The following is a 22,123-nucleotide window of genomic DNA, read 5'->3' as shown; positions in this document are numbered from 1 at the left end:
CACCTTTGTTGCGTTCAACGCAACAAAGGTGGCCTTGGGGGCCAGTTGGGAGGGGTCACGTCCAGGTGATGCGCGGGGTGGCGTAGGCGCGGGCGGCGGCCACGCGTTCGGCTTCCGCCTCCGCCTCGGCGCGCTGGGCCCTGGTCAGTGCCCACAGTTCGGTGAGTGTGAACTCAAGGCGCTTGCCCGCCGACTTCGTCCGCCAGAAGCCCGCGATCTCCCCGTCGGCCAGCAGCGCGCCGGGGTTGCCGAGGATCTTCCACAGTTCTTTCTGGTGCGCCTTGTCCGGCACCAGGATCGCGCGGTCCCGTGCCTGGAGCAGCGGGTCCCACGGCGGCAGCAGCCGCACCACGCCCGGTTCCGGCGGGTTCTCCAGCTCCGCCACGTGCGCGGCGGGCAGGTACGCCGTGCGCCCGGCCACCTTCACCTCCGCCAGGTCGGACGGCCACAGCCGCTCGGCGACCGTCTTGCGCGTGGTTCCGACGAAGCCGGCCGCGTCGGCGGCCGTCGCCGGACCGTGCAGGCGCAGGTAGGTCTCCACGAGGCGGGTCGCTCCCGCGACGTCGGCCTTCGCCGGGATCCGCGGCCGCTTCGCCAGCGGCGCGAGGGTGGCCGGGCTCGTGCCCGGTTCCAGCCGCAGCCCCGCGAGCGGTGTCGCCAGCCGCATCAGCTGCTCGTGGATGTGCGTGGCCTGGCAGGCCCGGCACCACCGGCTGAAACCCTCGGGGATGCGCTTGGTGACCTCGGTGCTCGCAGAGCCCTTGGTCATCGGACGGTCCACCACGTCGCGCAGCGCCTTGGCCGCCGTCAGCAGCACGTCCTTCGCAGGCATCCCAGCGGCCACGACCTCCTTGCGCTGCCACAGCATCCGCGCCTCGGCGTCGGCGTCGTCCAGGGGCACGAGCGCCGGGATCAGTGCGCGGAACTCTTCGGAGCGGTGGTAGTGCGGGGCGCCGCGATAGGTCCAGCCGAGAGTGAACCGCGTGTCGTCGAGCAGCGTTTCCGCCCCGGCCGGAAGGCGGGCCACGAGCGCGAGCACGGCCGTGTCGCGCTTCGTGACGTCCTGCACGCCGAGGTCGAACACCGCCAGCTCGGCCGCGTCGCGCGCGTCGCGGTGCAGGCCGTGCGCGGCGATCCGGTAGGCGAGGACCTGCCTGCGATCGACCTCCAGCATCGTCTCTCCTCAGCCGAGCGTGTAGTCGAAGGTGTAGTCGACGGTCTCCGAGTTGCCGCTCGCCGTGCCCGTGCCGGAGAGCCCGGCCAGCTTGCCGGTGCCCGAACCTGGCACAACGGACCACGTGTCGGAGATGCCGTCCGCTCCGTAACGTACGTCGTGCCGGACGAGGAAGCTGCCCTTGCGGCCCGCGACGCTGCCCTCGATCCGCTCGTAGCCCGGCGCGGCCTGCCCGTTGCCGTCGTCGTAGCCCGGCGTGGCGTAGTAGAGCAGGTAGTCGCAGCTCGACGTGCCCTCGATGACGCCGGTGTAGGCGAACGTCGCGTGGGCGTGCGCGTAGCGGGGCCCGTCCTCGGGACCGCTCACGACCTGCTCGTCCCAGCTCTTCATCGTGAAGGTGTTCTCGTTCATGGGCCCACTTTCACAGCCATGACTGTCATCCTCTGTCAGGTATTGGCGAGAGACTTGTGGCATGCGGGCGAGCAGGTTGTTGTCGGTGCTGCTGCTGTTGCAGAACCGGGGCCGGATGACGGCCGACGAGCTGGCGAGCGAGCTGGAGGTCTCGGTGCGCACCGTGTACCGCGACATCGAGGCGCTCGCCGAGGCCGGCGTGCCCGTGTACGCCGACCGCGGCCGCTCCGGCGGCTACCGGCTCGTCGGCGGTTACCGCACGCGGTTGACGGGGCTGAGTGAGGAGGAGGCCAGGTCGCTGGCGCTGGCCGGACTGCCGGTCGCCGCGGCGGAACTGGGGCTCGGCACGGTGCTCGCCGCGGCTCAGCTCAAGCTCTACGCCGCGTTGCCGGAGGAGCTGCGTACGCGCGCCGGCCAGGTCGCCGAGCGCTTCTACCTCGACGTTCCCGGCTGGCACCGTGGCATCGAGCGGCTCGACCGGCTCGAAGAGGTCGCTGACGCCGTGTGGCGCTCCCGGCGGCTGAAGGTGACCTACCGGCGGTGGGACGACAGCGTGGTCGAGCGGGTCCTCGAACCGCTCGGGCTCGTGCTCAAGGCGGGCAACTGGTACCTCGCGGCGCGGTGCGACGGCAGCGAACGGACCTACCGCGTCTCCCGGATCGACGAGCTGGCCGACGACGGCGGTTTCGTCCGGCCCGACGGCTTCGACCTCGCCGGGTACTGGCGGCAGTGGTCGGAGCAGTTCGAGCGCAGGATGTTTCCCAGAGTTGCCGTGGTGCGGCTTTCGCCGCTCGGACGCGACCTCGTACCGTTCTACCTGGGAGCCGTCGGCGCGCGGGCGTTGCGCGAGAGCGGCGGCGAGCCCGACGAGGACGGATGGTCGCGCGTGGAGCTGCCGGTCGAACCGGGCGCCCCCGCACTCGGCGAGCTGCTGCACTTCGGTGCCGAGCTGGAGGTGCTCGAGCCCGCCGACCTCCGGAAACAGGTGGCCGAAGCGGTGGCGAGGATGGGTGCGCTGTATGGGTGAGCTGGGCGGAGTGACCATCGGCATCACCGCTGAGCGGCGTGCGGAGGAGTTCATCGGCGCGCTGGAGCGCCACGGTGCGACGGTGTGGCACGCGCCGACGATCAGCATCGTCCCGCTCTCCGGCGATGAGCGGCTCCGGGCCGCGACGGAGGCCGTGCTGGCCGCGGACGTCGACTTCGCGGCGGTGACGACGGGCGCTGGGTTCCGCGGCTGGTTCTCCGCCGCGGAGCAGTGGGGTCTCGCCGAGCGACTGCACGGCACCTTGTCGCGGGCGAAGGTCTACGTGCGCGGCCCGAAGGCGAAGGGCGCGGTGCGCGGGCGGGGACTCACCGAGCAGTGGTCGGCGCCCGGCGAGAGCAACCGAGAGCTCTTCGAGCACGTGCTGGAGCAGGGCGTGCACGGCAAGCGGGTGGCCGTACAGCTGCATGGTCAGCCGTTGCCGGAGTTCACCGACTCGCTGCGCGAGGCGGGCGCCGAGGTGACCGAGCTGCAGCCGTACCGCTGGCAGTGGCCCGCCGATCTCACACCCGCGCACCGCCTGATCGACGGCGTGCTGGCGGGGGAGGTCGACGCGCTGGCGTTCACCAGCGCGCCCGCGACGGCGAACCTCCTCGCGCTGGCGCGCGAACTGGGTGTGCACGACGAGTTCGTGGCCAGGCTCGGCAAGGACGTCGTGTGCGCCTGCGTCGGCCCGGTGACGGCCGCGCCCTTGACGGCGCTCGACGTGGCGACCCTGCAGCCCGAACGTCAGCGCCTGGGCGCCCTCGTCAAGCTGCTGGTGGCCGAACTGGCCCGCTGACCCGCGAGTCCCCCGCTCCAGCCCGCGAGTCCCCCGCTCCAGCCCGCGAGTCCCCCGCTCCAGCCCGCGAGTTCTGCGTTCCCGAAGGCCGACGGCGGTCTAATCCTCCTCGGGAGCAGCGCCGGAGTCGATCTGCCGCAGGCTCTCCCGGCCGGTGTCCTCCTCGCTGCGACCGATCCGCCAGTAGCCCGTAAACGTGATGGCCCGCTTGTCGACACCCCGTTCGCGCACGAGGTGCCGTCGCGCGAACTTGACCATGCCCGCCTCGCCCGACACCCATGCGTACGGCCGCCCTGGGGGCAACGTCGCGGTGCGCACGGCGTCGAGCACGGGCTGACCGTGCGGGGAGCCGTCGCGGGTGACCCAGTTGATCTCCACGTCGGCCTCGGTGGTGAAGTCCTGCCGGTCGCTCGGGTCGCCGACCTCGATGAACACCCGCGCCGCCGACCCCGACGGCAGCGCCTCGACGATCGCGCCGATCGCGGGCACAGCCGTCTCGTCGCCGACGAGCAGCTGCCACGACGTGCCCTCCGGCACCGAGTAGAGGCCGTGCGGACCCAGCAGCGCGACCTGGCCGCCGACCACTGCCCGCTCGGCCCACGCCGACGCCGGACCGCTGTCGCCGTGCAGCACGAAGTCGATGTCGATCTCCCGTGCCTCGGGCCGGTGCGCCCGCACCGTGTAGGTCCGCATCGGCGGGCGGACGCCGTCGGGCATCGCGAGGTAGGTGCGGTACCACGAGGTGACGTCCGAGGACACGGGCGGCGGCAGCTGCGGCCGGTCCTCGCCGGGCAGCGGGAAGAAGACCTTGACGTACTGGTCCGGCGCCACGCTCAGGAAGCCGTCCAGTTCGCCGGTGAAGGTGATCCGGGCCATGTGCGGGGTGAGCCGTCGGATCGCGGTCACCTGGAGCGAGCGGTAGGTCAGCTGAGGCGCGGCCGTCGTCATTAGGCAGGCTAACCTACGACTGGCGCCAGCGGTACCTCTTGAGATCGATCCGCTGCCCGTCGGCGAGCACGCCCTCCGCGCGCAGCAGCTCCAGCTGCCGGTGCACCAGGTGCGGCGCGGGAGTGCCGTTCGCGCGCAGTACCCGGTGCCAGGGGAGATCGTGCCCGTCCTCGGAGAGGATGCGCCCCACCAGCCGAGGGGTGTTCGCGCCCGCCGCCGCGGCGACGTCGCCGTAGGTCGACACCGAGCCGGGCGGGATCGCCGCCACGACCTCCCGCACGCGCTCGTGCAGCTCCTCGTCCATAGTGCACACTCTAGGCAAATTCCCTGGTCAACTGTGATCTGCCGTGGCGCTGTGCGGTTTCGTCGGTCCGGCGTGGTTCCATCAGATCGTGAGCAGGAGTGGACTGAACGCGAGGCTCGTGCGCTCGCCGGCTCAGCCTCCCCGGCCACAGGTGTGGGAGGGCGGCGCGGCCGGGCTCATCGAGGCCCCCTCGGGCTTCCGGCGGGTGCTCGGCGGCCCCGGCACCGGCAAGACCACGCTGCTCGCCACGGTCGCCGCCGAACGCGTCCGGAACGGCGCCGACCCCGAGAGCCTGCTCGTGCTCACGGCTTCGCGCCGCGCGGCCGACGCCGTCCGCGCCGACATCACCCGCAGGCTCACCGCCGATCCCGAGCACAGCGGCCGCACGATCCGCGAGCCGCTCGTGCGCACCGTGCACTCCTACGCCTTCGCGGTGCTGCGCCTGCAGGCCGGGCTCCAGGACCTTCCCGCGCCGCGCCTGCTCTCCGGTCCCGAGCAGGACGTCGTGGTGCGTGAGCTGCTCGCGGGTGACCTCGAACGCGGCGCCGGCTACTGGCCAGAGACCCTGCGCCCCGCCCTGCTCGTGCCCGGCTTCGCCGAGGAGCTGCGGGACCTCCTGCTGCGCGCCGCCGAACGCGGCCTCGGCCCGGAGGACCTGGTCAAGCTCGGCCGCCAGCACCAGCGTGAGGCGTGGGTCGCGGCCGGGACGTTCTGGCGGCAGTACGAGGAGGTCACACTCCTGCTCGGCTCGGGAGGCAACGCGCTCGGCCAGCCCGGCGCGCCCGCGCTGGACGCCGCCGAGCTGGTGGCGAGCGCGCTCGTGGAACTGGAGGGCGACCCCGAGCTGCTGGCCCGCGAGCAGCGGCGCATCCGGTACCTCTTCGTGGACGATGCCCAGCATCTCGATCCGCTGCAGTTCCGGCTCGTGCGGCTGCTCGGCGGCGCGGCCGACGACTTCGTGGTCGCAGGGGACCCCGACCAGTCCGTGTTCTCGTTCCGCGGCGCAGATCCACGTCTGCTCGCCGGACTCGACGACGACGGCGACCGCACGATCACGCTCACCCGCAGCCACCGGATGACCGAGGAGGTGCACGCCGCCGTCTCGCGCGTGGCCGCGAACCTGCCGGGCGCGCGCCGCCCGGTGCAGCCCGCGAGCGACGACGAGGGCGTGGTGCGCGCCAAGCTGCTGCCGACCCCGGCCGCGGAGGCGAGCTGGGTGGCCGACCAGCTGCGGCGCGCGCACCTGATCGACGAGATCCCGTGGTCGGAGATGGCCGTGCTCGTCCGCTCGCCGTCGCGCTCGTTCCCCGTGCTGCAGCGCGCGCTCGGCGCTGCGGGTGTGCCGATCGCCTCGGCCACCGAGGAGCTGCCGCTCGCCCGCCAGCCGGGGGTGCGCCCGCTGCTGGCGGTGCTGCGCCTGGCCACCGAGCCCGACGCGCTCGACGTCGACGTCGCCGAGATGCTGCTCTCCTCGCCACTCGGCGGGGCCGACCCGCTCGCGCTGCGCCGCCTGCGCCGGGGGCTGCGCAGGCTGGAGCTGGCCGCGGGCGGGGAGCGCTCCAGTGACGAGCTGCTCGTGGAGGCGTTGCGGGACAACGACATTCTCGCCGGACTCGCCGACGCCGAGGCCGCGCCGGTGCGCCGTGTCGGGGGGCTGCTCGCCACCGCGCGCGACTGCGTGAGCAGGGGACTCGGCGTGGAGGACGTGCTGTGGCAGGTGTGGCAGGCCAGCAAGCTGGAGGGCAGGCTGCTCCGTCAGATCGCGCGTGGCGGTTCGCTCGCCGCGCAGGCCGACCGCGACCTGGACGCCGTCGTTGCCCTCTTCCACGCCGCGGGTCGCTATGTCGACAGGCTGCCCAAGGCGAGCGTCGCCGGATTCGCCGAGTATCTGACCTCGCAGCACATCGCGGGCGACAGCCTGGCGCCGACGGCCGCGCGGGGCAAGGGTGTCTCCCTGCTCACGGCGCACGGTGCCGCCGGTCGGGAGTGGACGGTCGTCGCCGTCGTCGGCGCGCAGGAGGGCAGCTGGCCGGACCTGCGCCTGCGGGGCACACTGCTGGGCGTCGAGCGGCTCGTCGATCTGCTGTCCGGTGTGGATGGTGAGCTTCTCTCGGCGACGGCGCCGCTACTGGCCGAGGAGCGCAGGCTCTTCTACGTCGCGGCGAGCCGGGCGAGCCGCGTGCTGCTGGTCAGTGCCGTGCAGGGGGAGGACGAGCAGCCGTCGCGGTTCGTGGACGAGCTGATCGACGAGGGCGGCGACGACCCTGGTCCCGACGTCCGCCGCTACACGCGCGAGCGCTCGCTCGTGCTCTCCGAACTGGTCGGCGAGCTGCGGTCCGTGGCCTGCGACTCCGACGCCGAGCCGCGCAGGCGGGAGATCGCCGTCCGGCAGCTCGCCCGGCTCGCGCGCGCCGGGGTGCCCGGCGCCCATCCGGACCAGTGGTACGGCCTGCACGGGCCGAGCACGGAGGAGCCGCTGCGGCCAGCCGACGCGCTCATCCGCGTCTCACCGTCCACTGTGGACGTGCTTGCGAAGTGCCCGCTGCGCTGGCTGCTCGAGCGGCACGGCGGCAGCGATCCGGCGCAGCTGGCCGCCGTCACGGGCACGCTCGTGCACGCGCTCGCGCAGGCCGCGGCGAGCGGTGCCGACGACGAGCAGCTCAAGGCGGAGCTGGACGCCGCGTGGGCCAAGGTCGACGCGGGAGCGCCGTGGTTCTCGCGGCGGGAACGCCGCCGTGTCGAGCAGATGGTGCAGAACTTCCTGGCCTGGCTCCGCAACAGCCGGGGCGAGCTGACCCAGCTCGCGGTGGAGCAGGACATGGAGGTGGAGCTGCCCGCGGGTGCCGACGAGCTGCGGGTCAAGCTCGCGGGCCGCGTCGACCGGTTGGAGGTCGACAACCAGGGCAGGCCCGTGATCATCGATGTCAAGACCAGCAAGACGCCGGTGAGCGCCGCCGACGCGGAGAAGCACCCGCAGCTCGCTGCCTACCAGCTGGCGCTGCTGCTGGGCGCGTTCGCGGAGCACGGCGGCACCACGGGCGGTGCGAAGCTCGTCTACGTCGCCAAGGCGCACAACAAGACCGGCGCCTCCCAGCGCTCGCAGCCGCCGCTCGACGAGGACGGCGGCAGGCAGTGGCTCGAGCTGGTGCGCCAGGCCGCCGCGGCGACGGCTGGTCCGGAGTACGCGGCGCAGGAGAACGCGGACTGCGACCGCTGCCCCGGCCGTTCGTCGTGCCCGCTGCGGCCCGAGGGCAGGCAGGTGACCGGGCCATGAGGCGCGCCGACGTGCTTTCTCCCGCGGAGGCGCCATGAGCCTCGTGGATCCCGCCGAGATCGCCCACGCGCTCGGCCTGCATCCGCCCACGCCCGAGCAGGCCGCCGTGATCGCGTCGCCCGCCGAGCCCGCGCTCGTGGTCGCGGGTGCCGGTGCGGGCAAGACCGAGACGATGGCGGCGCGCGTCGTGTGGCTCGTCGCCAACGGTCTCGTGACGCCGGAACGCGTGCTGGGGCTGACGTTCACGCGCAAGGCCGCGCGGCAGCTCGCCGACCGCGTGCGCGCCCGCCTGCGCCGCCTCGCCGGGTCCGGCCTGCTCGACCGGCTCGATCCCGGCGGCGAGCGGCGAATGGCCGTGCTCACCGGCGAGCCCACCGTGCTCACCTACCACGCCTACGCGGGCCGCCTGCTCGGCGAGCACGGGCTGCGGCTGCCCGTGCAGCCCGGCGTGCGCATGCTGTCGGAGACGGCGTCGTGGCAGCTCGCGCACCGCGTGGTGTCCACGTGGGACAGTGACCTGGACACCGACCGCGTGCCGCCATCGGTCACCGCGCAGCTGCTCGGCCTCGCCGGGGAGCTGGGGGAGCACCTGGTGGACCCGGAGCAGCTGCGGGCCTACACGGCATGGCTCTGCCGGATCGTCGAGAACGCGCCGAGGGCCAAGGGGCAGCGGGAGGCGTTGCCGGTCGCGCTCAACGACATTTTGGTGGCCCAACGGTTCCGGCTCGAGCTGCTGCCGCTGATCGAGGCGTACGAGCAGCGCAAACGCGCCGACGGCGCACTCGACTTCGCCGACCAGATGTCGCTCGCGGCCACGCTCGCCGAGTCGCAGCCCGAGGTCGTCGCGGGGGAGCGCGATCGCTACGGCGCGGTGTTGCTCGACGAGTACCAGGACACCGGGCACGCCCAGCGTGTGCTGCTGCGGTCGCTGTTCGGCGGCACGGACCCGATGCCGGTGACGGCCGTCGGCGACCCCGCGCAGGCGATCTACGGCTGGCGCGGGGCGAGCGCGGCCAACCTGCCCCGCTTCACCACGGACTTCCCCCGGCGCGGCAAGGAAGGTCTGCTGCCCGCGCGCGAGTACGGGATGCTGACAAGCTTCCGCAACCCGCCCGAGGTGCTCACACTCGCCAACGCCGTCGCCGAGCCCTTGCGCGCGCAGGGCCTCGGCGTGCAGCGCCTGCGGGCCCGCGACGGCGCCGGCCCCGCCGACGTGCGGTGCGCGCTGCTGCCCGACGTTCGGGCCGAACGCGACTGGCTCGCCGGCGAGCTGGCCTCGGTGTGGTTCGCCGAGCGCGAGGAGACGGGCACGCCGCCCACGGCCGCGGTGCTCGTGCGCAGGAGGGCCGACATGGCCCCGGTCGCCGCGGCACTGCGGGCGCGGGGGCTGCCGGTGGAGGTCGTCGGTCTCGGCGGGCTGCTCGACGAGCCCGAGGTGGCCGACCTCGTCGCGACCCTGCGGGTGCTGGCCGAGCCGTTGTCGGGCACCGCCGCCGCCCGGTTGCTCACCGGCGCGCGCTGGCGGCTCGCGGCCGCCGACCTCGGCGCGCTGTGGCGGCGGGCGGGAGAGCTGTCGGCCGACGACGACGTGCTCGTCGCCGAGCGCGCCGAGCAGGCCGGGCTGGTGGACGCGATCGACGACCCCGGCGACCCGGCCCGCTACTCCGAGGAGGGCTACGCCCGGATTCGCAGGCTCAGCAGGGAACTCTGGGCGCTGCGGCGCAGACTCGACCAGCCGCTGCCGGAGCTGGTGGCCGACGTCGAGCGCACGATGCTGCTCGACGTCGAGGCGCTGGCGAGGCCGGGCAGCGCGGGGCGTGCGCACCTGGACGCGTTCGCCGACGTGGTCACCGAGTACGCCGAGCACGCGCCCACCGGCACCCTCTTGTCCTTTGTGGACTACCTCGCGACGGCGGAGCACGCGGAGGACGGTCTGCCGCCCGGTGAGGTCGAGGTGGTGGCCGACCGCGTGCAGGTGCTCACCGCGCACTCCGCGAAGGGCCTGGAGTGGCGGGTCGTGGCGGTGCCGCACCTGGTGCAGGACACCTTCCCCGGCAAACGGCGCTCGTCGTCGTGGTTGCGGACCGTGCCCGAGCTGCCCGCCGCGCTGCGTGGCGACGCACAGGACCTGCCCGAGCTTCGGCTGCACGGCGACGAGAACCGCAAGGAGGTGCTCGACGCCTGCGCCGACCACGAGGAGCGGTTCGCCGCGCGGCACGCCGAGGAGGAGCGGCGGCTCTGCTACGTCGCGCTGACCAGGGCCGAGCACTGCCTGCTCGCCTCCGGCCACTGGTGGAACGAGAGCAGCGCGCGGCCGAAGGGGCCCTCGGAGTTCCTCACCGAGATCGCCGACGTGCTCAGAGCGGAGGAAGGCGTCGGCACGGTCGTGCACTGGGCCGAGCCGCCCGGCGAGGACGAGGACAACCCGCTGGTGACGGCGTCGCGCTCCGCGAGCTGGCCGGTGGACCCACTGGGCGAACGGCGCGCGGCCGTGCGTGAGGGCGCCGACCTGGTGCTCGCCGCACTGGAGGAGCTGGACCTGCCCATCGCGGACGACGATCCGGACGGGTGGATCGCCGACACCGACGTGCTGCTCGCGGAACGGGAGCGCGCGTCGGGCGACGGCGACCAGGTGACCCTGCCGGGTCAGCTCTCGGTGAGTCAGCTCGTGGAACTCGCCGGCGAGCCCGAGGCGCTCGCGCGCAGGCTGCGCAGGCCGCTGCCGTTCCCGCCCAACGCCTTCGCCCGCAGGGGCACCGCCTTCCACGGCTGGCTGGAGCGGCGGTTCGCCGGGGAGCGGCTCCTGGAGTTGGAGGACCTGCCCGGCGCCGCCGACTTCGGCGAGGCGAGTGACGCCGAGCTGGAGGCGCTGCAGGAGGCGTTCGAGCGAAGCGCGTGGGCGCACCGCACGCCTCACGAGGTGGAGGTGCCGTTCTCCACCGACATCGACGGGGTCACCGTGCGCGGGCGGATGGACGCCGTGTTCGCCGACGACGACGGCGGCTGGACCGTCGTGGACTGGAAGACGGGCACGGTGCCGGAGGACGGCAAGCTGCCCGCCCTGTCGGTGCAGCTCGCGGCGTACCGGCTGGCGTGGGCGGGCCTGTCGGGCGCCCCTCTGGAGAAGGTTCGGGCCGCGTTCCACTACGTGCGGCCCGACCGGACGGTGCGGCCGGTGGATCTGCTCGACGCGGACGGGTTGCGCGAGCTACTGCGCGGAGTCCCGGGAAGCGGTTAAGGTTCGCGCGTGATCAAGCGCCTCATCCGGCAGCCGCTGTCCGACCAGCCCGGTCACGCGCTCGTCGGCGTCATCCGCATGCCGGAGACGAAGGTCAGCCCGCTCCGCTCGATCGGGCGGCGGATCATCGGGGCATTTCTGTTCCTGTTCGCGGCCGTGTTGATCGTGTACATCGGCCGGGACGGCTACAGCGACGCCAACGAGGACGGCCTGTCGTTCCTGGACTGCTTCTATTACGCGACCGTCTCGCTGTCGACCACCGGGTACGGTGACATCACGCCGGTGACCGACTTCGCCAGGCTGATCAACATCGTGGTGATCACCCCGTTGCGGGTGATGTTCCTGATCGTCCTGGTCGGTACCACACTGGAGGTGCTGACCGAGCGTTCGCGGCAGGCGCTGAGGATCCAGAAGTGGAGGCACAGGGTGCGGGACCATGTGGTGGTCGTCGGCTTCGGCACGAAGGGCCGGTCGGCGGTCAACTCCCTGCTCGCCGAGGAAGACGCCGAGCCGAGCCAGATCGTGGTGGTGGACACCGACCAGGCGGCGCTCGACGCGGCCAGCGCGCTCGGGCTCATCACCGTGCACGGGTCGGCGACCCGCTCGGACGTGCTGCGGGTGGCCGGTGCGCAGCGGGCGCGCGCGATCGTGGTCGCCCCGAACCGCGACGACACGGCCGTGCTGGTGACGCTCACCGCGCGGGAGCTGGCCCCGAAGTCCAGAATCCTGGCCTCGGTGCGGGAGGCGGAGAACGTCCACCTGCTCAAGCAGTCCGGTGCCGACCAGGTGGTGGTGTCGAGTGAGACCGCGGGCAGGCTGCTCGGCATCGCGACGCGCACGCCGCTCGTGGTCGACATGGTCGAGGACCTGCTCACCCCGGAGACGGGGCTGGCGATCGCGGAGCGGCCCGTGGAGCCGTCGGAGGAGGGCGGCTCGCCCCGGCACCTGCCCGACATCGTGCTCGGAGTGGTGCGGGACGGCAGCCTCTACCGCGTGGACTCGCCCGAGGTCGACGCCATCGAGCGGGGCGACCGGCTGCTGTACGTCCGCAAGGTCACACCCGCGAAGCACGCGGCGCGCTGAGGTGCCCGGTCGTGTGATGTTGGGAGCACTGCACTTTCTGTGATTCGGTTCGATGATCTGGAACGATTGGCCGCGTGTGGCAGCGAGCGAATGGATCCGGGCGGCCGATGCCGCCGCTGACGTGGAAGGTCCTCGGCGTCTCCGCCGCCACTGGCATTCTCATCGTTCTCGCCGCCTGGTGGGCGGGTCCCTCGCTGTTCGGCACCGCTGAGGTCGCCGACACGCGTACCGTCGAGGCCACTGTCACGCTGCCTGCCGACTGCACCAGGCCGAACGCCGAGGAGACCGTGCGTTTCGAGCTGGACGGCGTCACCCGCAACGGCACCCTCAGCGGCTGCGGGCACAACCAGGACGAGCGGATCGAGATCGCGGTGCCCCACGCGGCGGCCGAAGGGCTGATCGACGTGCAGCTCGCCAACGCCGCGGTGGGCAGCAGTGACCTGCGGCGCCCCGTCGGGCTCGCGCTGCTGGTGCTGAGCTGCGCGGGGGGCGGCACCTACGCCTTCCTCCTCGCCCGGGGCCCCCGCCGCCCGGCCGCGGTCCTCTGACGCAAACCGGCCACTCTGCCCAACCGCAGTGAAGGCCACCATCACTGCGTTCAACGCAGGCAAGGTGGCCTTCACTGCGGTTGGCTGGGGCTGACTGGGGTTGGCTGGTCAGGCTACGTCGGCGCTGCTGGCCGCGAAGGTGTTGCAGTCGACGATGCGGTTGTCGTAGGCGCCGGCCCGCCACCATGCCGCGTAGTTCTGGTTGCTGCCGTGGTCCTGGGTGCCGGACGTGTCGTCGCCGCGGGTCTCCTGGTCGTACCACGCCTTGTCGTACATGTCCCTCGTGATCGTGCCGCCACGGTCGACGTGCGCGCCCATGAACATGCCCGAGAAGCACTGGGCCTGCAGCTCCTTGCGCCGTGACATCTCCAGTCCCGCCGGGCTGTTCTGGCCCGCCGCGTAGATCTCCTCCCACGCGGCGTCCATGATCCCCGCCACCTCCTGCACGTGGTGGCCGTACTCGTGGGCGAACAGCGCCAGGTACACGCCGGGGTTGTTGCCGTACTGCTCGGTCTGCAGCCCCGCGAAGGGCACGTACAGGTTGTTCTCGCAGTAGTAGGCGGCCGTGGCGATGCCCACCTCGATCGTGCCGCACGGGGTGTCGAAGCCGCCGCCCGAGGGGAAGTGCAGCGTCGGCGACACGAACGGCAGGTTGTAGTACTCGAGGAACGGTCCCCACGCCGCGTCGAGGCAGCCCGCCGCGGCGGTGAAGAACGCCTCCGCGGCCGCGGGGTTGCTCTCCCACGCGGGGAGGTGGCACGCGAGGTTCTGCAGGCCGGCGTCGGGGTCCTGCAGGATCGGGTGGTCGGCGAGCGCGAGGATCTTCCTCGGCCCCTGCTCGACCTCCGAGGTGCTGGACTCGGTGGACGTCTCGCTGCTCTCGGTGGTGGTCGAGGTGGTGCTCGACGCCGTCGTGGTGGTCGACTCGACCGTGCTTGTGGCGGCGTTGTTGGTGTAGCCGCCGTCGGCCGACGGCTCGTTGTCCCGGCCGTTCGTCAGGGTGAAGACGACGATCAGGCTCAGCACGAGCAGAGTGGCACCGCCGATGGACGCCACGATGAGGGGACCGCGTGGCTTCCGCGGCGGGTAGCCCGGGTACCCGTACCCGGCCTGCCCGTACGGATGCGGAGCCGGGGGCTGCTGCGGCCCCTGTGGTCCTTGCGGCCACTGGGGACCGTAGGGGCCCTGCGGCGGTTGTGTCATGTGCTCGTCCCGACGCCTAGATCGATTTCCGGCTCAGCATAACGAGCGGGTGAGCCACCGGGGTGCGGCTTGCCTAATCTGGGCGGCACCGACGACGTGCGTGGTTCCTACGAAATGCGAGGATTGCTCAATGACAGATCCCAGTGGCTGGTCCTCGCCGGACTCCGGCGACGAGCCCCGCCGCGCGCAGTACCCGCAGTACCCCCAGTATCCGCAGAACCCCCGCGCGGGCGGCGGATCGCAGGGGCAGCCTGGCGTGATCCCGCTCCGGCCCCTCGCGCTCGGCGAGATACTGGACGGCGCGATCGGCACGATGCGCAAGTACGCGGGCATCGTGTTCGGCTCCTCGGCTGTCGTCGCCCTGATCAGCGCGGTGCTCTTCCTCCTGGCCGACATGTGGCTGCTCGGCTCGGTCGAGCAGGTCATGCTCAGCCCGAACGCGACGCAGGAGGAGCAGCTCGACGCGCTGTGGGAGGCCCTGCGCCAGACCCTGCCGGTCAACGCCGTGATCCTGATCGTGACCATGGTGACGCAGACCTTCCTCACCGGTCTGCTGATGGTCGTGGTCGGCAAGGCCGTGCTGGGCCAGCCGATCACCTTCGCCGAGGCGTGGGAGGAGCTGCGGCCGCGCCTGCTGCCGCTGCTCGGGCTCACCCTGCTGGTAGCGCTGATCGTCGCGGTCGGCACGGTGCTCTTCATCGTCCCCGGCATCGTGGCCTACGTGTTCCTGAGCCTGGCCACGCCCGCGCTGGTGCTGGAGCGGGGCAAGGTCGGCAGGTCGCTCGGCCGCTCCACGGCCCTGGTGCGCGGCTCGTGGTGGCGAGTGTTCGGCATCCTGCTCGTAGCCCTGATCATCACGTTCGTGATCAGCTTCATCATCCAGATCCCGTTCGGGTTCGCGGGCGGCGCCGACATAGGTCAGGGCGCCTCGACCGGCGACCTGCTGATCGGTGAGCTGGGCAGGGCGATCGCGCAGACCATCACGGTGCCGTTCGCGGCAGGTGTCACCGCGCTGCTCTACATCGACCAGCGCATGCGCCGCGAGGGACTCGACAGGGAGCTGGCGCGCGCGGCCGGCGGCGAATGATCGGACTCGCCGACGTCCCGGTCGACGTCGGTCGCGACGAGGCCCAGCGGGCCGCTCGCGATGAGCTGGCCGACCGGGTGTACCAGGAGGCGCGGCCCGGTCCGGTCGAGCGCGTCGTCGACTGGGTCGCCGACCTGCTCGCGGACTTCTTCGGCGCCCTCGACGGGGCGCCCGGCGGCGTGGCGGGGCTGGTGCTGTTCCTGGTGCTGCTCGTCGTGCTCGCTGCCGTGGTCCGCCTGCGCACGGGCAAGATCGTGCGACGGCGGCGGGCGCGCCGGGCCGAGGTGTTCTCCGGTCCGGTCCGCACGGCCGCCGCCCACCGGCTCGCGGCCGAACGGGCGCGGGCGGACGGCGAGCACGCCGAGGCTGTGCGCGAGTGGTTCCGCGCGATCGTGCGTGGGCTGGAGGAAGGCGGGGTGCTCGACGAGCGTTCCGGGCGCACCGCCGCCGAGGTCGCCGCTGAGGCCGGGGCTCTGCTGCCCGGCTCGGCCGGCGAGCTGAGAGCCGCGGCCGTGCTGTTCGATCAGGTGCATTACGGCGGGAGCGCGGCCACGGCCGAGGGCGTCGAACGTCTCGCCGCGCTCGAGGCCGCCGTGCGCGAGCGCAGGACGGTGGCCCGGTGAGCACCTCGGTCTCACCCGACGCCGCACGCGTGTGGCGGGCCGCGAGAGCGCCGCTCGTGATCGTCTTCGCGGTGCTCGCCACCGCCGTGGTGCTGAGCCTGTCGCGCAGCGGCGACGGCGGCGCGCTCGACCCGGAGTCGGCGACCGAGGACGGCAGCCGCGCCGTGGCGAGGCTGCTCGGCGCACAGGGTGTGACCGTGGAGGCCCGCCACTCCAGCCGGGGCCTGGACGCGCGCGGTGCGACGCTGTTCGTGACCCGGCCCGACCTGGTCGACCCCGGCACGCTCCGGACGCTGACCCGTGAGGCGGCCTCGGTGGTGCTGCTCGCGCCCTCCCAGGCCACGCTCGACGCGGTCGCGCCGGGGATCGCCGAGGTCGGACCGCTCGCCGAGGAGGTCCGGCGGCCCGGCTGTGCGCTGCCCGCCGCCGTCGCCGCAGGGGGTGTGACGCTCGGCGGCACCGACTACGCCGCGGTGCTCACGTGCTACGACGGCGCGTTGGCGACCGACGGGGCCGTGACCGTGCTTGGCGGGCCGGCCCCGCTCACCAACGCCCGGCTCGACGAGGAGGGCAACGCCGCGCTGGCCCTGCGCGTGCTCGGCGGGCACGAGCGGCTCGTCTGGTACCTGCCCTCGCCCGGCGACCCCGCGCTGCGCGGCGAGGAGGCGCTGACGGACCTGCTGCCGGACGCCTGGGTGTTCGGCGCCGCGCAGGTGGGGGTCGCCGCGGTGCTGCTCGCGCTGTGGCGTGCCCGCAGGCTCGGCCCCGTCGTCAGCGAGCCGCTGCCGGTGGTGGTGCGCGCGGCCGAGACCGTCGAGGGCAGGGCGCGCCTCTACCGCAGGGGCGGTGCCGCCGACCACGCCGCGGAGGCACTGCGCCGCGCGAGCATCGAGCGGCTGCTGTCCGCGCTGGGCCTGCCCTGCGACGCCGAACCGGCCGCCGTCGTGGCGGCGATCGCGGCACGGACCGGCCGCGACACCGCAGCGCTGCTGTACGGTCCGCCCCCTGCCGACGACGCCGCCCTCGTGCGGCTCGCCGACGAACTGGACGCACTCGAGAACGAGGTTCGCCTGTGACCGCATCGAACGACGCCCGGCAGTCGCTCATCGCGCTGCGCTCCGAGGTCGCCAAGGCGATCGTCGGCAACGACGCCGCCGTCACCGGACTGATCCTCGCGCTGTTGTGCCGGGGACACGTCCTGCTCGAAGGCGTGCCCGGCGTGGCGAAGACGCTGCTCGTGCGCACGCTGGCAGCGGCGCTCGACCTGCGCACCACGCGCGTGCAGTTCACCCCCGACCTCATGCCCGGCGACGTCACGGGCTCGCTCGTCTACGACCCGCACACCGCCGAGTTCTCCTTCCGCGAGGGCCCGGTGTTCACCAACCTCCTGCTGGCGGACGAGATCAACCGGACGCCGCCGAAGACCCAGTCGGCGCTGCTGGAGGCGATGGAGGAGCGGCAGGTCTCCGTCGACGGCGAGCCCCGGAAGCTGCCCGAGGTGTTCGTGGTGATCGCCACGCAGAACCCCGTCGAGTACGAGGGCACCTACCCGCTGCCGGAGGCGCAGCTCGACCGGTTCCTGCTCAAGCTCACGATGCCCGCACCGTCCAGAGAGGACGAGATCGCGGTGCTGACCAGGCACGCCGAGGGCTTCGACCCACGCGATCTCGCCGGTGCCGGGGTGCGGCCCGTCGCGGGCGCGGGCGAGCTCGCCGCCGCGCGGGCGGCGGTGCGCGAGGTGACCGTCGGCCCCGAGGTGACGGGCTATGTCGTCGACCTGTGCCGCGCCACCCGCGAGGCACCCGCGGTGCGGCTGGGCGTCTCGCCGCGAGGGGCCACCGCGCTGCTGTCGGTCGCGAGGGCGTGGGCGTGGCTCTCCGGCCGCGCTTACGTGACCCCCGACGACGTCAAGACGCTCGCCCGTCCCGCGCTGCGGCACCGCGTCGAGCTGCGGCCGGAGGCCGAGCTGGAGGGCGCGACGGCCGACGGCCTGCTCGACCGCCTGCTCGCGACCGTCCCGGTGCCCCGCTGATGGCGCTCACCGCACGCACCCCACTGCTGGCACTCGCCGGCGCGCTCGTCGTGGCGCTGCTCGCGCCGACGCTCGCCGGGGTGCTCGCGGTGTGCGCGGTGATTCTCGCCGGTGTGGTCGCCGACCTGCTGTTCGCGGGCAGCGTGCGGGCGTTGACGTTCTCGCGCGACGGCGCGACGTCGGTGCGACTCGGGGAGCGGGCGGAGGTCCGCCTGCGCGTGACCAACCCCGGCAGGCGCACCGTGCGTGGTGTGCTGCGTGACGCGTGGCAGCCGAGCGCTGGCGCCGAGACCGACCGTCACCGCGTCGCCGTGCCACCGGGGAAGGCCCGGACGGTGACGACCGTTCTGCGGCCCACCCGGCGCGGCGACCGCCTCGCGCACCGCGTCACCGTGCGCGCCGTCGGCCCGCTCGGGCTCGCCGCGCGGCAGGGCTCGCACGAGGTGCCGTGGGCGGTGCGCGCGCTGCCGCCGTTCCACAGCCGACGGCATCTGCCCGGCAGGCTCGACCGGCTGCGCAGGCTCGACGGCCGCAGCGCCGCGCACGTGCGCGGGCAGGGCACCGAGTTCGACTCGCTCCGGGAGTACGTCCTCGGCGACGACGTCCGCTCCATCGACTGGCGGGCCACGGCCAGGGCCGCGGACGTCATGGTGCGCACGTGGCGGCCCGAGCGCGACCGGCACGTGCTGCTCGTGCTCGACACCGGGCGCACGGCGGCGGGCCGGATCGGTGACGGCACCCGGCTCGACGCGGCGATGGACGCGGCGTTGCTGCTCGCCGCGCTGGCCTCGCGCGCGGGCGACCGCGTGGACCTGCTCGCCTACGACCGCGGGGTCCGGGCGAGCGTGCAGGGGGTCGCCGCCGCGCAGCTGCTGCCATCGCTGGTGACGGCGATGGCTCCGCTGGAACCGGAGCTCGTGGAGTCCGACGCGCGAGGGCTCGTCGGCGAGGTCCTGCGGCGGACGCGGCGCCGTTCGCTCGTGGTGCTGCTGACCGGGCTCGACCCGGCGCCACTGGAGGAGGGCTTGCTGCCGGTGCTGCCGTCCCTCACCGCGCGGCATCGGCTGCTGGTCGCCGCCGTCGCCGATCCCGCCGTCGCCCAACTGGCGCGCGGGCGGGGTGACGCCGACGCCGTGTACGGAGCCGCCGCGGCGGAACGCACGCTCGCGGAGCGCGCACACGTCACCGCGCTGCTCGCCCGCCACGGCGCCGAGGTGGTGGACGCCGTCCCGGACCGGCTGCCGCCCGCGCTCGCCGACCGCTACCTCGACCTCAAGGCGGCAGGCCGGCTCTGACCGCCGTGGGTGAGCGAGGGAGCTTTACTGCCGGAAAACGGGAGCAAAGCTCGCTTGCTCCCAGATGCTCGCGGCGTCGCGGGGCTTTCTCGAGGAGAATGCCGCCGCGAATGGGCTCGTGGCTGCGGCCCGGCCGCGCGTCGCTACCCAGTCACGTCGGTACCCGGGCCATCCGGTTGTGTCGGTACCCGGCCGCGGGGCCATCCGATCGCGGGGCTACCCGGCCGCGCGGTTATCCGGTCGTGTCGGTACCCGGCCGCGGGGCTACCCGGTCGCGCGTCGCTACCCGGCCGAGGGCAGCGTGTCCCCGGCGTGCCGGGCGTCCACGTCGCCCGTCTCGCCCTCGGCCGCCGCGCGCCTACCGAACACGAACACGTAGGCGAGGAACGCGGCCTCGGCGAGGCAGCCGATGCCCACCCTGGCCCACGTCGGCAGGCCCGATGGCGTCACGAACGCCTCGATCACGCCGGACACCAGCAGCACGCACACCAGGCCGAGCGCGATCGCGCCCACGGCGCGCCCCGTCTCGGCGAGCGCCACCGACCTGGGCCTGCCTCCTGGGTCGATCACCGTCCACCCGAGCCGCAGCCCCGCGCCCGCGGCCACGAACACCGCCGTCAGCTCCAGCAGCCCGTGCGGGGCGAGCAGGCCGAGGAAGAACTCGCCGCGGCCCGCCGACGCCATGAGCCCGATGCCGACGCCCAGGTTCAGGGCGTTCAGCCACAGGACCAGCACCACCGGGACGCACAGCAGCACGCCGAGCAGCAGGCACGCCGCGGCCACCTGCGCGTTGTTGGTCCACACCTGCGCCGCGAACGAACCCGCGGGCCCGCTGGAGTAGTAGCTCTCGTAGGCGCCGCCCGGCTGCGTCATCGCGCGGATCTCCTCGGGCGCTGCGATGGTCGCCCGCACCCGCTCGTCACCGGCGACCCACGCCGAGAGCACTCCGGTGACCAGCACGAACACCGCCGCCGTCGCTCCCCACCACGCGCGGCTGGAGTACACCGCCGCGGGGAATCGGCGCGAGAAGAACAGCCCGACCTCGCGCCAGGCGGGGTTGTGGGTGGCCGTCACCGCGGAGCGGCCCTTCGCCACCAGCGCCGACAACCGCGCCAGCAGAGCGGGGTCGGGCGCGGTCGAGCGCAGGATCGACAGGTGAGTGGCGGTGCGCTGGTAGAGCCGCACCAGCTCGTCGGCCTCGGTGCCCCGCAGCCGCGAGCCGCGGGAGACCAGCTCGGCCAGCCGGTCCCACTCGGCGTTGTGCGCGGCGACGAACACATCCAGATCCACGCGAACACCCCTGCCGATCCGTTGGCCCCTGTGGGCAAACGATACTGGTCGTGTGCAGCGGGAACCCGATCTCGTCACCGGTGACGCCGTCGTGCTCGACCTGCGGCTGGCGCGCTCGGCCAGCCGCGCGCTGAGCTACGGCGTCGACCTCCTCGTGCAGGTGGCTTCGCTGCTGCTGGTGCTCCTCGTGTTCGCGCTCACGGCCGTGCCCGAGGACACCGCGCTCGTGGTCGCGATCGTCACCACCGTGCAGGTGCTCGTGCTCGTCGGCTACCCCGCGGTCTGCGAGACGCTCACCAGGGGCCGCACGCTCGGCAAGGCCGCGCTCGGCCTGCGCGTCGTGCGCGACGACGGCGGCCCGATCCGCTTCCGGCACGCGCTCATCCGCGCGCTCGCGGGCGCGCTCGTGGACTTCGGGCCGTTCGGCGCCTGGAGCTTCGTCGGATTCCTGACCTCGCTGGCCTCGGCGAAGGGCAAGCGGGTGGGTGACTACCTCGCAGGCACGGTCGTGATCAGGGAGCGGGTGCCGGAGTCGCGCAGCGCGGGCTTCATGATGCCGCCCGCGCTCGCGCACTGGGCTGCCCAGCTCGACCTCACACGCCTGCCCGACGTGCTGGCCCTGCAGGCACGTCAGTACCTCGGCCGCTATCACGAGCTGAACCAGGGCGCCCGCGACCGCATCGGCGCCGAGCTGGCCGCCGAGGTCGCGGAGCACGTCGGCGCCCCGGTGCCGCCGTACACGCCTGCCTGGGCTTACCTCTCCGCCGTCCTCGCCGAGCGTCAGGCCCGCGACTACGCCCGGCTCTCGGCCGCACCAAGGCCGCAGCAGCAGCCCGCCGAGCCGCCACGGCCGTCCACTTCGGACTCGCCGGGGGAGTCGCCGTTCACGCCGCCTAGCTGAGCGCGGCGGCGATCAGCTCGTCGCTGAGCAGGCGCAGGCTCTCGCGAGCCTTCAGGTCCTCGGCCTGCCGGTGCGGGTGTGCGGGCCGCAGGCCGTTGAAGTAGTGCCCGCTCACCCCGCCCAGCTCCGGCGCGGTGATGAGCCGCAGCGTCGCGGCGGCACCCTCGTCGATGCTGCTGTGCGGCGTGGTGCCGGTCTCGCGGACCATCGTGGTGTCCATGAACGTCGCCGGGTGGAGCGCGTTCACGGTGATCCCGGTGCCGCGCAGCTCCTCTGCGAGGTCGATGGTGAACATGACCTGCGCGAGCTTGCTCTGCCGGTAGGCGCGGACGCCGTCGTAGTCCTCGTGCAGCAGCGGGTCGGCGAAGTCGATCTCCTCCTGGCCCGCCGACGCCACGTTGACGATCCGCGCCGGCGCGTAGAGCAGTGGGAGCAGCTTGTGCGTGAGGTGGTAGCCGGCGAGGTAGTTCACGGCGAACCGCAGCTCGATGCCGTCGGCGCTCTCCTCGCGAAGCGCCGGGTCGGAGCCGAAGCCGACACCGGCGTTGTTCACCAGCACGTCGATGCGGTCGTACCGCTGGGTCAGCTCCTCGGCGAGCCGCTCGACCTGGCGCAGTTCGGCCAGGTCGGCCCTCGCCGTTTCGGTGCCCACCTCGTCGCGGAGCGCCATCAGCTTGCCGGGGTCGCGGCCGTGTGCGATCACGCGGGCGCCCTGCCCGGCCAGCTCGGTGGCGAGGCGGCGGCCGAGACCGTCGGTGGCGCCGGTGATGAGGATGGTCTGTTCGCGGAGTGGTCTCATGTGCTCGCCCATCGGTGCGAAGTGACAGTCACCACAATGACCTCGACACTACCCAGTCCGGGCCGGGCCGCCGAGTGGCACCGCTCC

The 22,123-nt window shown here is 73.3% G+C and carries 19 protein-coding genes; 12 read left to right on the top strand and 7 right to left on the bottom strand.

Annotated features, from left to right (window positions below; all coding sequences use genetic code 11):
- Positions 1-55 precede the first annotated feature (55 nt).
- Both DI005_RS34640 and DI005_RS34635 read right to left on the bottom strand, forming a co-directional pair.
- On the bottom strand, positions 56-1,174 hold the full coding sequence (locus tag DI005_RS34640; protein ID WP_113644882.1) for a DNA glycosylase AlkZ-like family protein: 1,119 nt from the start codon (positions 1,172-1,174) through the stop codon (positions 56-58).
- 9 nt (positions 1,175-1,183) lie between these two features.
- Positions 1,184-1,585 carry a DUF3224 domain-containing protein gene (locus DI005_RS34635; protein ID WP_113644881.1) on the bottom strand — a complete coding sequence of 134 codons (402 nt, stop codon included), beginning with the start codon at positions 1,583-1,585 and terminating at the stop codon, positions 1,184-1,186.
- A gap of 61 nt (positions 1,586-1,646) precedes the next feature.
- On the opposite strand from DI005_RS34635, the gene DI005_RS34630 reads away from it, so the two are divergent.
- Complete coding sequence (locus tag DI005_RS34630; RefSeq protein WP_112276060.1) at positions 1,647-2,612, top strand: YafY family protein; 966 nt, start codon at positions 1,647-1,649, stop codon at positions 2,610-2,612.
- Positions 2,605-3,411 carry a uroporphyrinogen-III synthase gene (locus DI005_RS34625; protein WP_113644880.1) on the top strand — a complete coding sequence of 269 codons (807 nt, stop codon included), beginning with the start codon at positions 2,605-2,607 and terminating at the stop codon, positions 3,409-3,411. The genes DI005_RS34630 and DI005_RS34625 overlap by 8 nt, the downstream gene beginning before the upstream one ends.
- 99 nt (positions 3,412-3,510) lie before the next feature.
- On the opposite strand, the gene DI005_RS34620 is transcribed toward DI005_RS34625, so the two are convergent.
- Together DI005_RS34620 and DI005_RS34615 are read right to left on the bottom strand one after the other, a co-directional pair.
- Positions 3,511-4,359 (bottom strand): siderophore-interacting protein, encoded by an 849-nt coding sequence (locus tag DI005_RS34620; RefSeq protein WP_113644879.1) that lies wholly within the window; start codon positions 4,357-4,359, stop codon positions 3,511-3,513.
- A 13-nt stretch (positions 4,360-4,372) separates the two neighbouring features.
- Positions 4,373-4,663, bottom strand: a complete 291-nt coding sequence (locus tag DI005_RS34615; protein ID WP_112276066.1) for an MGMT family protein — start codon at positions 4,661-4,663, stop codon at positions 4,373-4,375.
- An 88-nt stretch (positions 4,664-4,751) separates the two neighbouring features.
- Here DI005_RS34615 and DI005_RS34610 point away from each other — a divergent pair, with 88 nt between their 5' ends.
- The 4 genes from DI005_RS34610 (at position 4,752) to DI005_RS34595 (ending at position 12,806) form a co-directional block, all read left to right on the top strand.
- Positions 4,752-7,937, top strand: coding sequence for an ATP-dependent DNA helicase (locus tag DI005_RS34610; RefSeq protein WP_233520424.1), 3,186 nt, complete (start codon positions 4,752-4,754; stop codon positions 7,935-7,937).
- Positions 7,938-7,971: 34 nt separating this feature from the next.
- Positions 7,972-11,175, top strand: coding sequence for an ATP-dependent DNA helicase (locus DI005_RS34605; protein WP_113644878.1), 3,204 nt, complete (start codon positions 7,972-7,974; stop codon positions 11,173-11,175).
- A gap of 78 nt (positions 11,176-11,253) precedes the next feature.
- Complete coding sequence (locus tag DI005_RS34600) at positions 11,254-12,258, top strand: TrkA family potassium uptake protein (RefSeq protein WP_112276210.1); 1,005 nt, start codon at positions 11,254-11,256, stop codon at positions 12,256-12,258.
- Between the two features lie 107 nt (positions 12,259-12,365).
- Positions 12,366-12,806 carry a hypothetical protein gene (locus DI005_RS34595; RefSeq protein ID WP_112276070.1) on the top strand — a complete coding sequence of 147 codons (441 nt, stop codon included), beginning with the start codon at positions 12,366-12,368 and terminating at the stop codon, positions 12,804-12,806.
- Between the two features lie 108 nt (positions 12,807-12,914).
- On the opposite strand, the gene DI005_RS34590 is transcribed toward DI005_RS34595, so the two are convergent.
- Positions 12,915-14,009: a neutral zinc metallopeptidase gene (locus DI005_RS34590; protein WP_113644877.1), complete on the bottom strand. Its 1,095-nt coding sequence runs from the start codon at positions 14,007-14,009 to the stop codon at positions 12,915-12,917.
- A 130-nt stretch (positions 14,010-14,139) separates the two neighbouring features.
- Here DI005_RS34590 and DI005_RS34585 point away from each other — a divergent pair, with 130 nt between their 5' ends.
- From DI005_RS34585 to DI005_RS34565, 5 genes are read left to right on the top strand one after another with little or no spacing between them, the layout of a single operon-like run.
- Positions 14,140-15,096 (top strand): hypothetical protein, encoded by a 957-nt coding sequence (locus DI005_RS34585; protein WP_112276074.1) that lies wholly within the window; start codon positions 14,140-14,142, stop codon positions 15,094-15,096.
- Positions 15,093-15,719 (top strand): DUF4129 domain-containing protein, encoded by a 627-nt coding sequence (locus DI005_RS34580; protein WP_113644876.1) that lies wholly within the window; start codon positions 15,093-15,095, stop codon positions 15,717-15,719. The genes DI005_RS34585 and DI005_RS34580 overlap by 4 nt, the downstream gene beginning before the upstream one ends.
- Entirely contained in the window at positions 15,716-16,795 is a 1,080-nt protein-coding gene (locus DI005_RS34575) for a DUF4350 domain-containing protein (protein ID WP_113644875.1), read from the top strand. Before DI005_RS34580 ends, DI005_RS34575 begins: the two co-directional genes overlap by 4 nt.
- On the top strand, positions 16,792-17,751 hold the full coding sequence (locus DI005_RS34570; RefSeq protein ID WP_112276081.1) for a MoxR family ATPase: 960 nt from the start codon (positions 16,792-16,794) through the stop codon (positions 17,749-17,751). Before DI005_RS34575 ends, DI005_RS34570 begins: the two co-directional genes overlap by 4 nt.
- Positions 17,751-19,046: a DUF58 domain-containing protein gene (locus DI005_RS34565; RefSeq protein ID WP_113644874.1), complete on the top strand. Its 1,296-nt coding sequence runs from the start codon at positions 17,751-17,753 to the stop codon at positions 19,044-19,046. Before DI005_RS34570 ends, DI005_RS34565 begins: the two co-directional genes overlap by 1 nt.
- Before the next feature lie 282 nt (positions 19,047-19,328).
- Here DI005_RS34565 and DI005_RS34560 read toward each other — a convergent pair whose 3' ends face one another.
- Positions 19,329-20,336, bottom strand: coding sequence for a stage II sporulation protein M (locus DI005_RS34560; RefSeq protein WP_113644873.1), 1,008 nt, complete (start codon positions 20,334-20,336; stop codon positions 19,329-19,331).
- Positions 20,337-20,388: 52 nt separating this feature from the next.
- On the opposite strand from DI005_RS34560, the gene DI005_RS34555 reads away from it, so the two are divergent.
- Positions 20,389-21,237 carry an RDD family protein gene (locus DI005_RS34555; protein ID WP_113644872.1) on the top strand — a complete coding sequence of 283 codons (849 nt, stop codon included), beginning with the start codon at positions 20,389-20,391 and terminating at the stop codon, positions 21,235-21,237.
- Here DI005_RS34555 and DI005_RS34550 read toward each other — a convergent pair.
- Positions 21,230-22,036, bottom strand: a complete 807-nt coding sequence (locus tag DI005_RS34550) for an SDR family NAD(P)-dependent oxidoreductase (RefSeq protein WP_113644906.1) — start codon at positions 22,034-22,036, stop codon at positions 21,230-21,232. The two genes, DI005_RS34555 and DI005_RS34550, sit on opposite strands and share 8 nt — an antisense overlap.
- Positions 22,037-22,123: the final 87 nt, after the last annotated feature.

This window comes from Prauserella sp. PE36 (assembly GCF_003311655.1).
Classification (GTDB): Bacteria; Actinomycetota; Actinomycetes; order Mycobacteriales; family Pseudonocardiaceae; genus Prauserella_A; species Prauserella_A endophytica.
The sequence above is the reverse complement of the archived record's forward strand: the minus strand, read 5'-3'. Positions and strand labels throughout refer to the sequence as shown.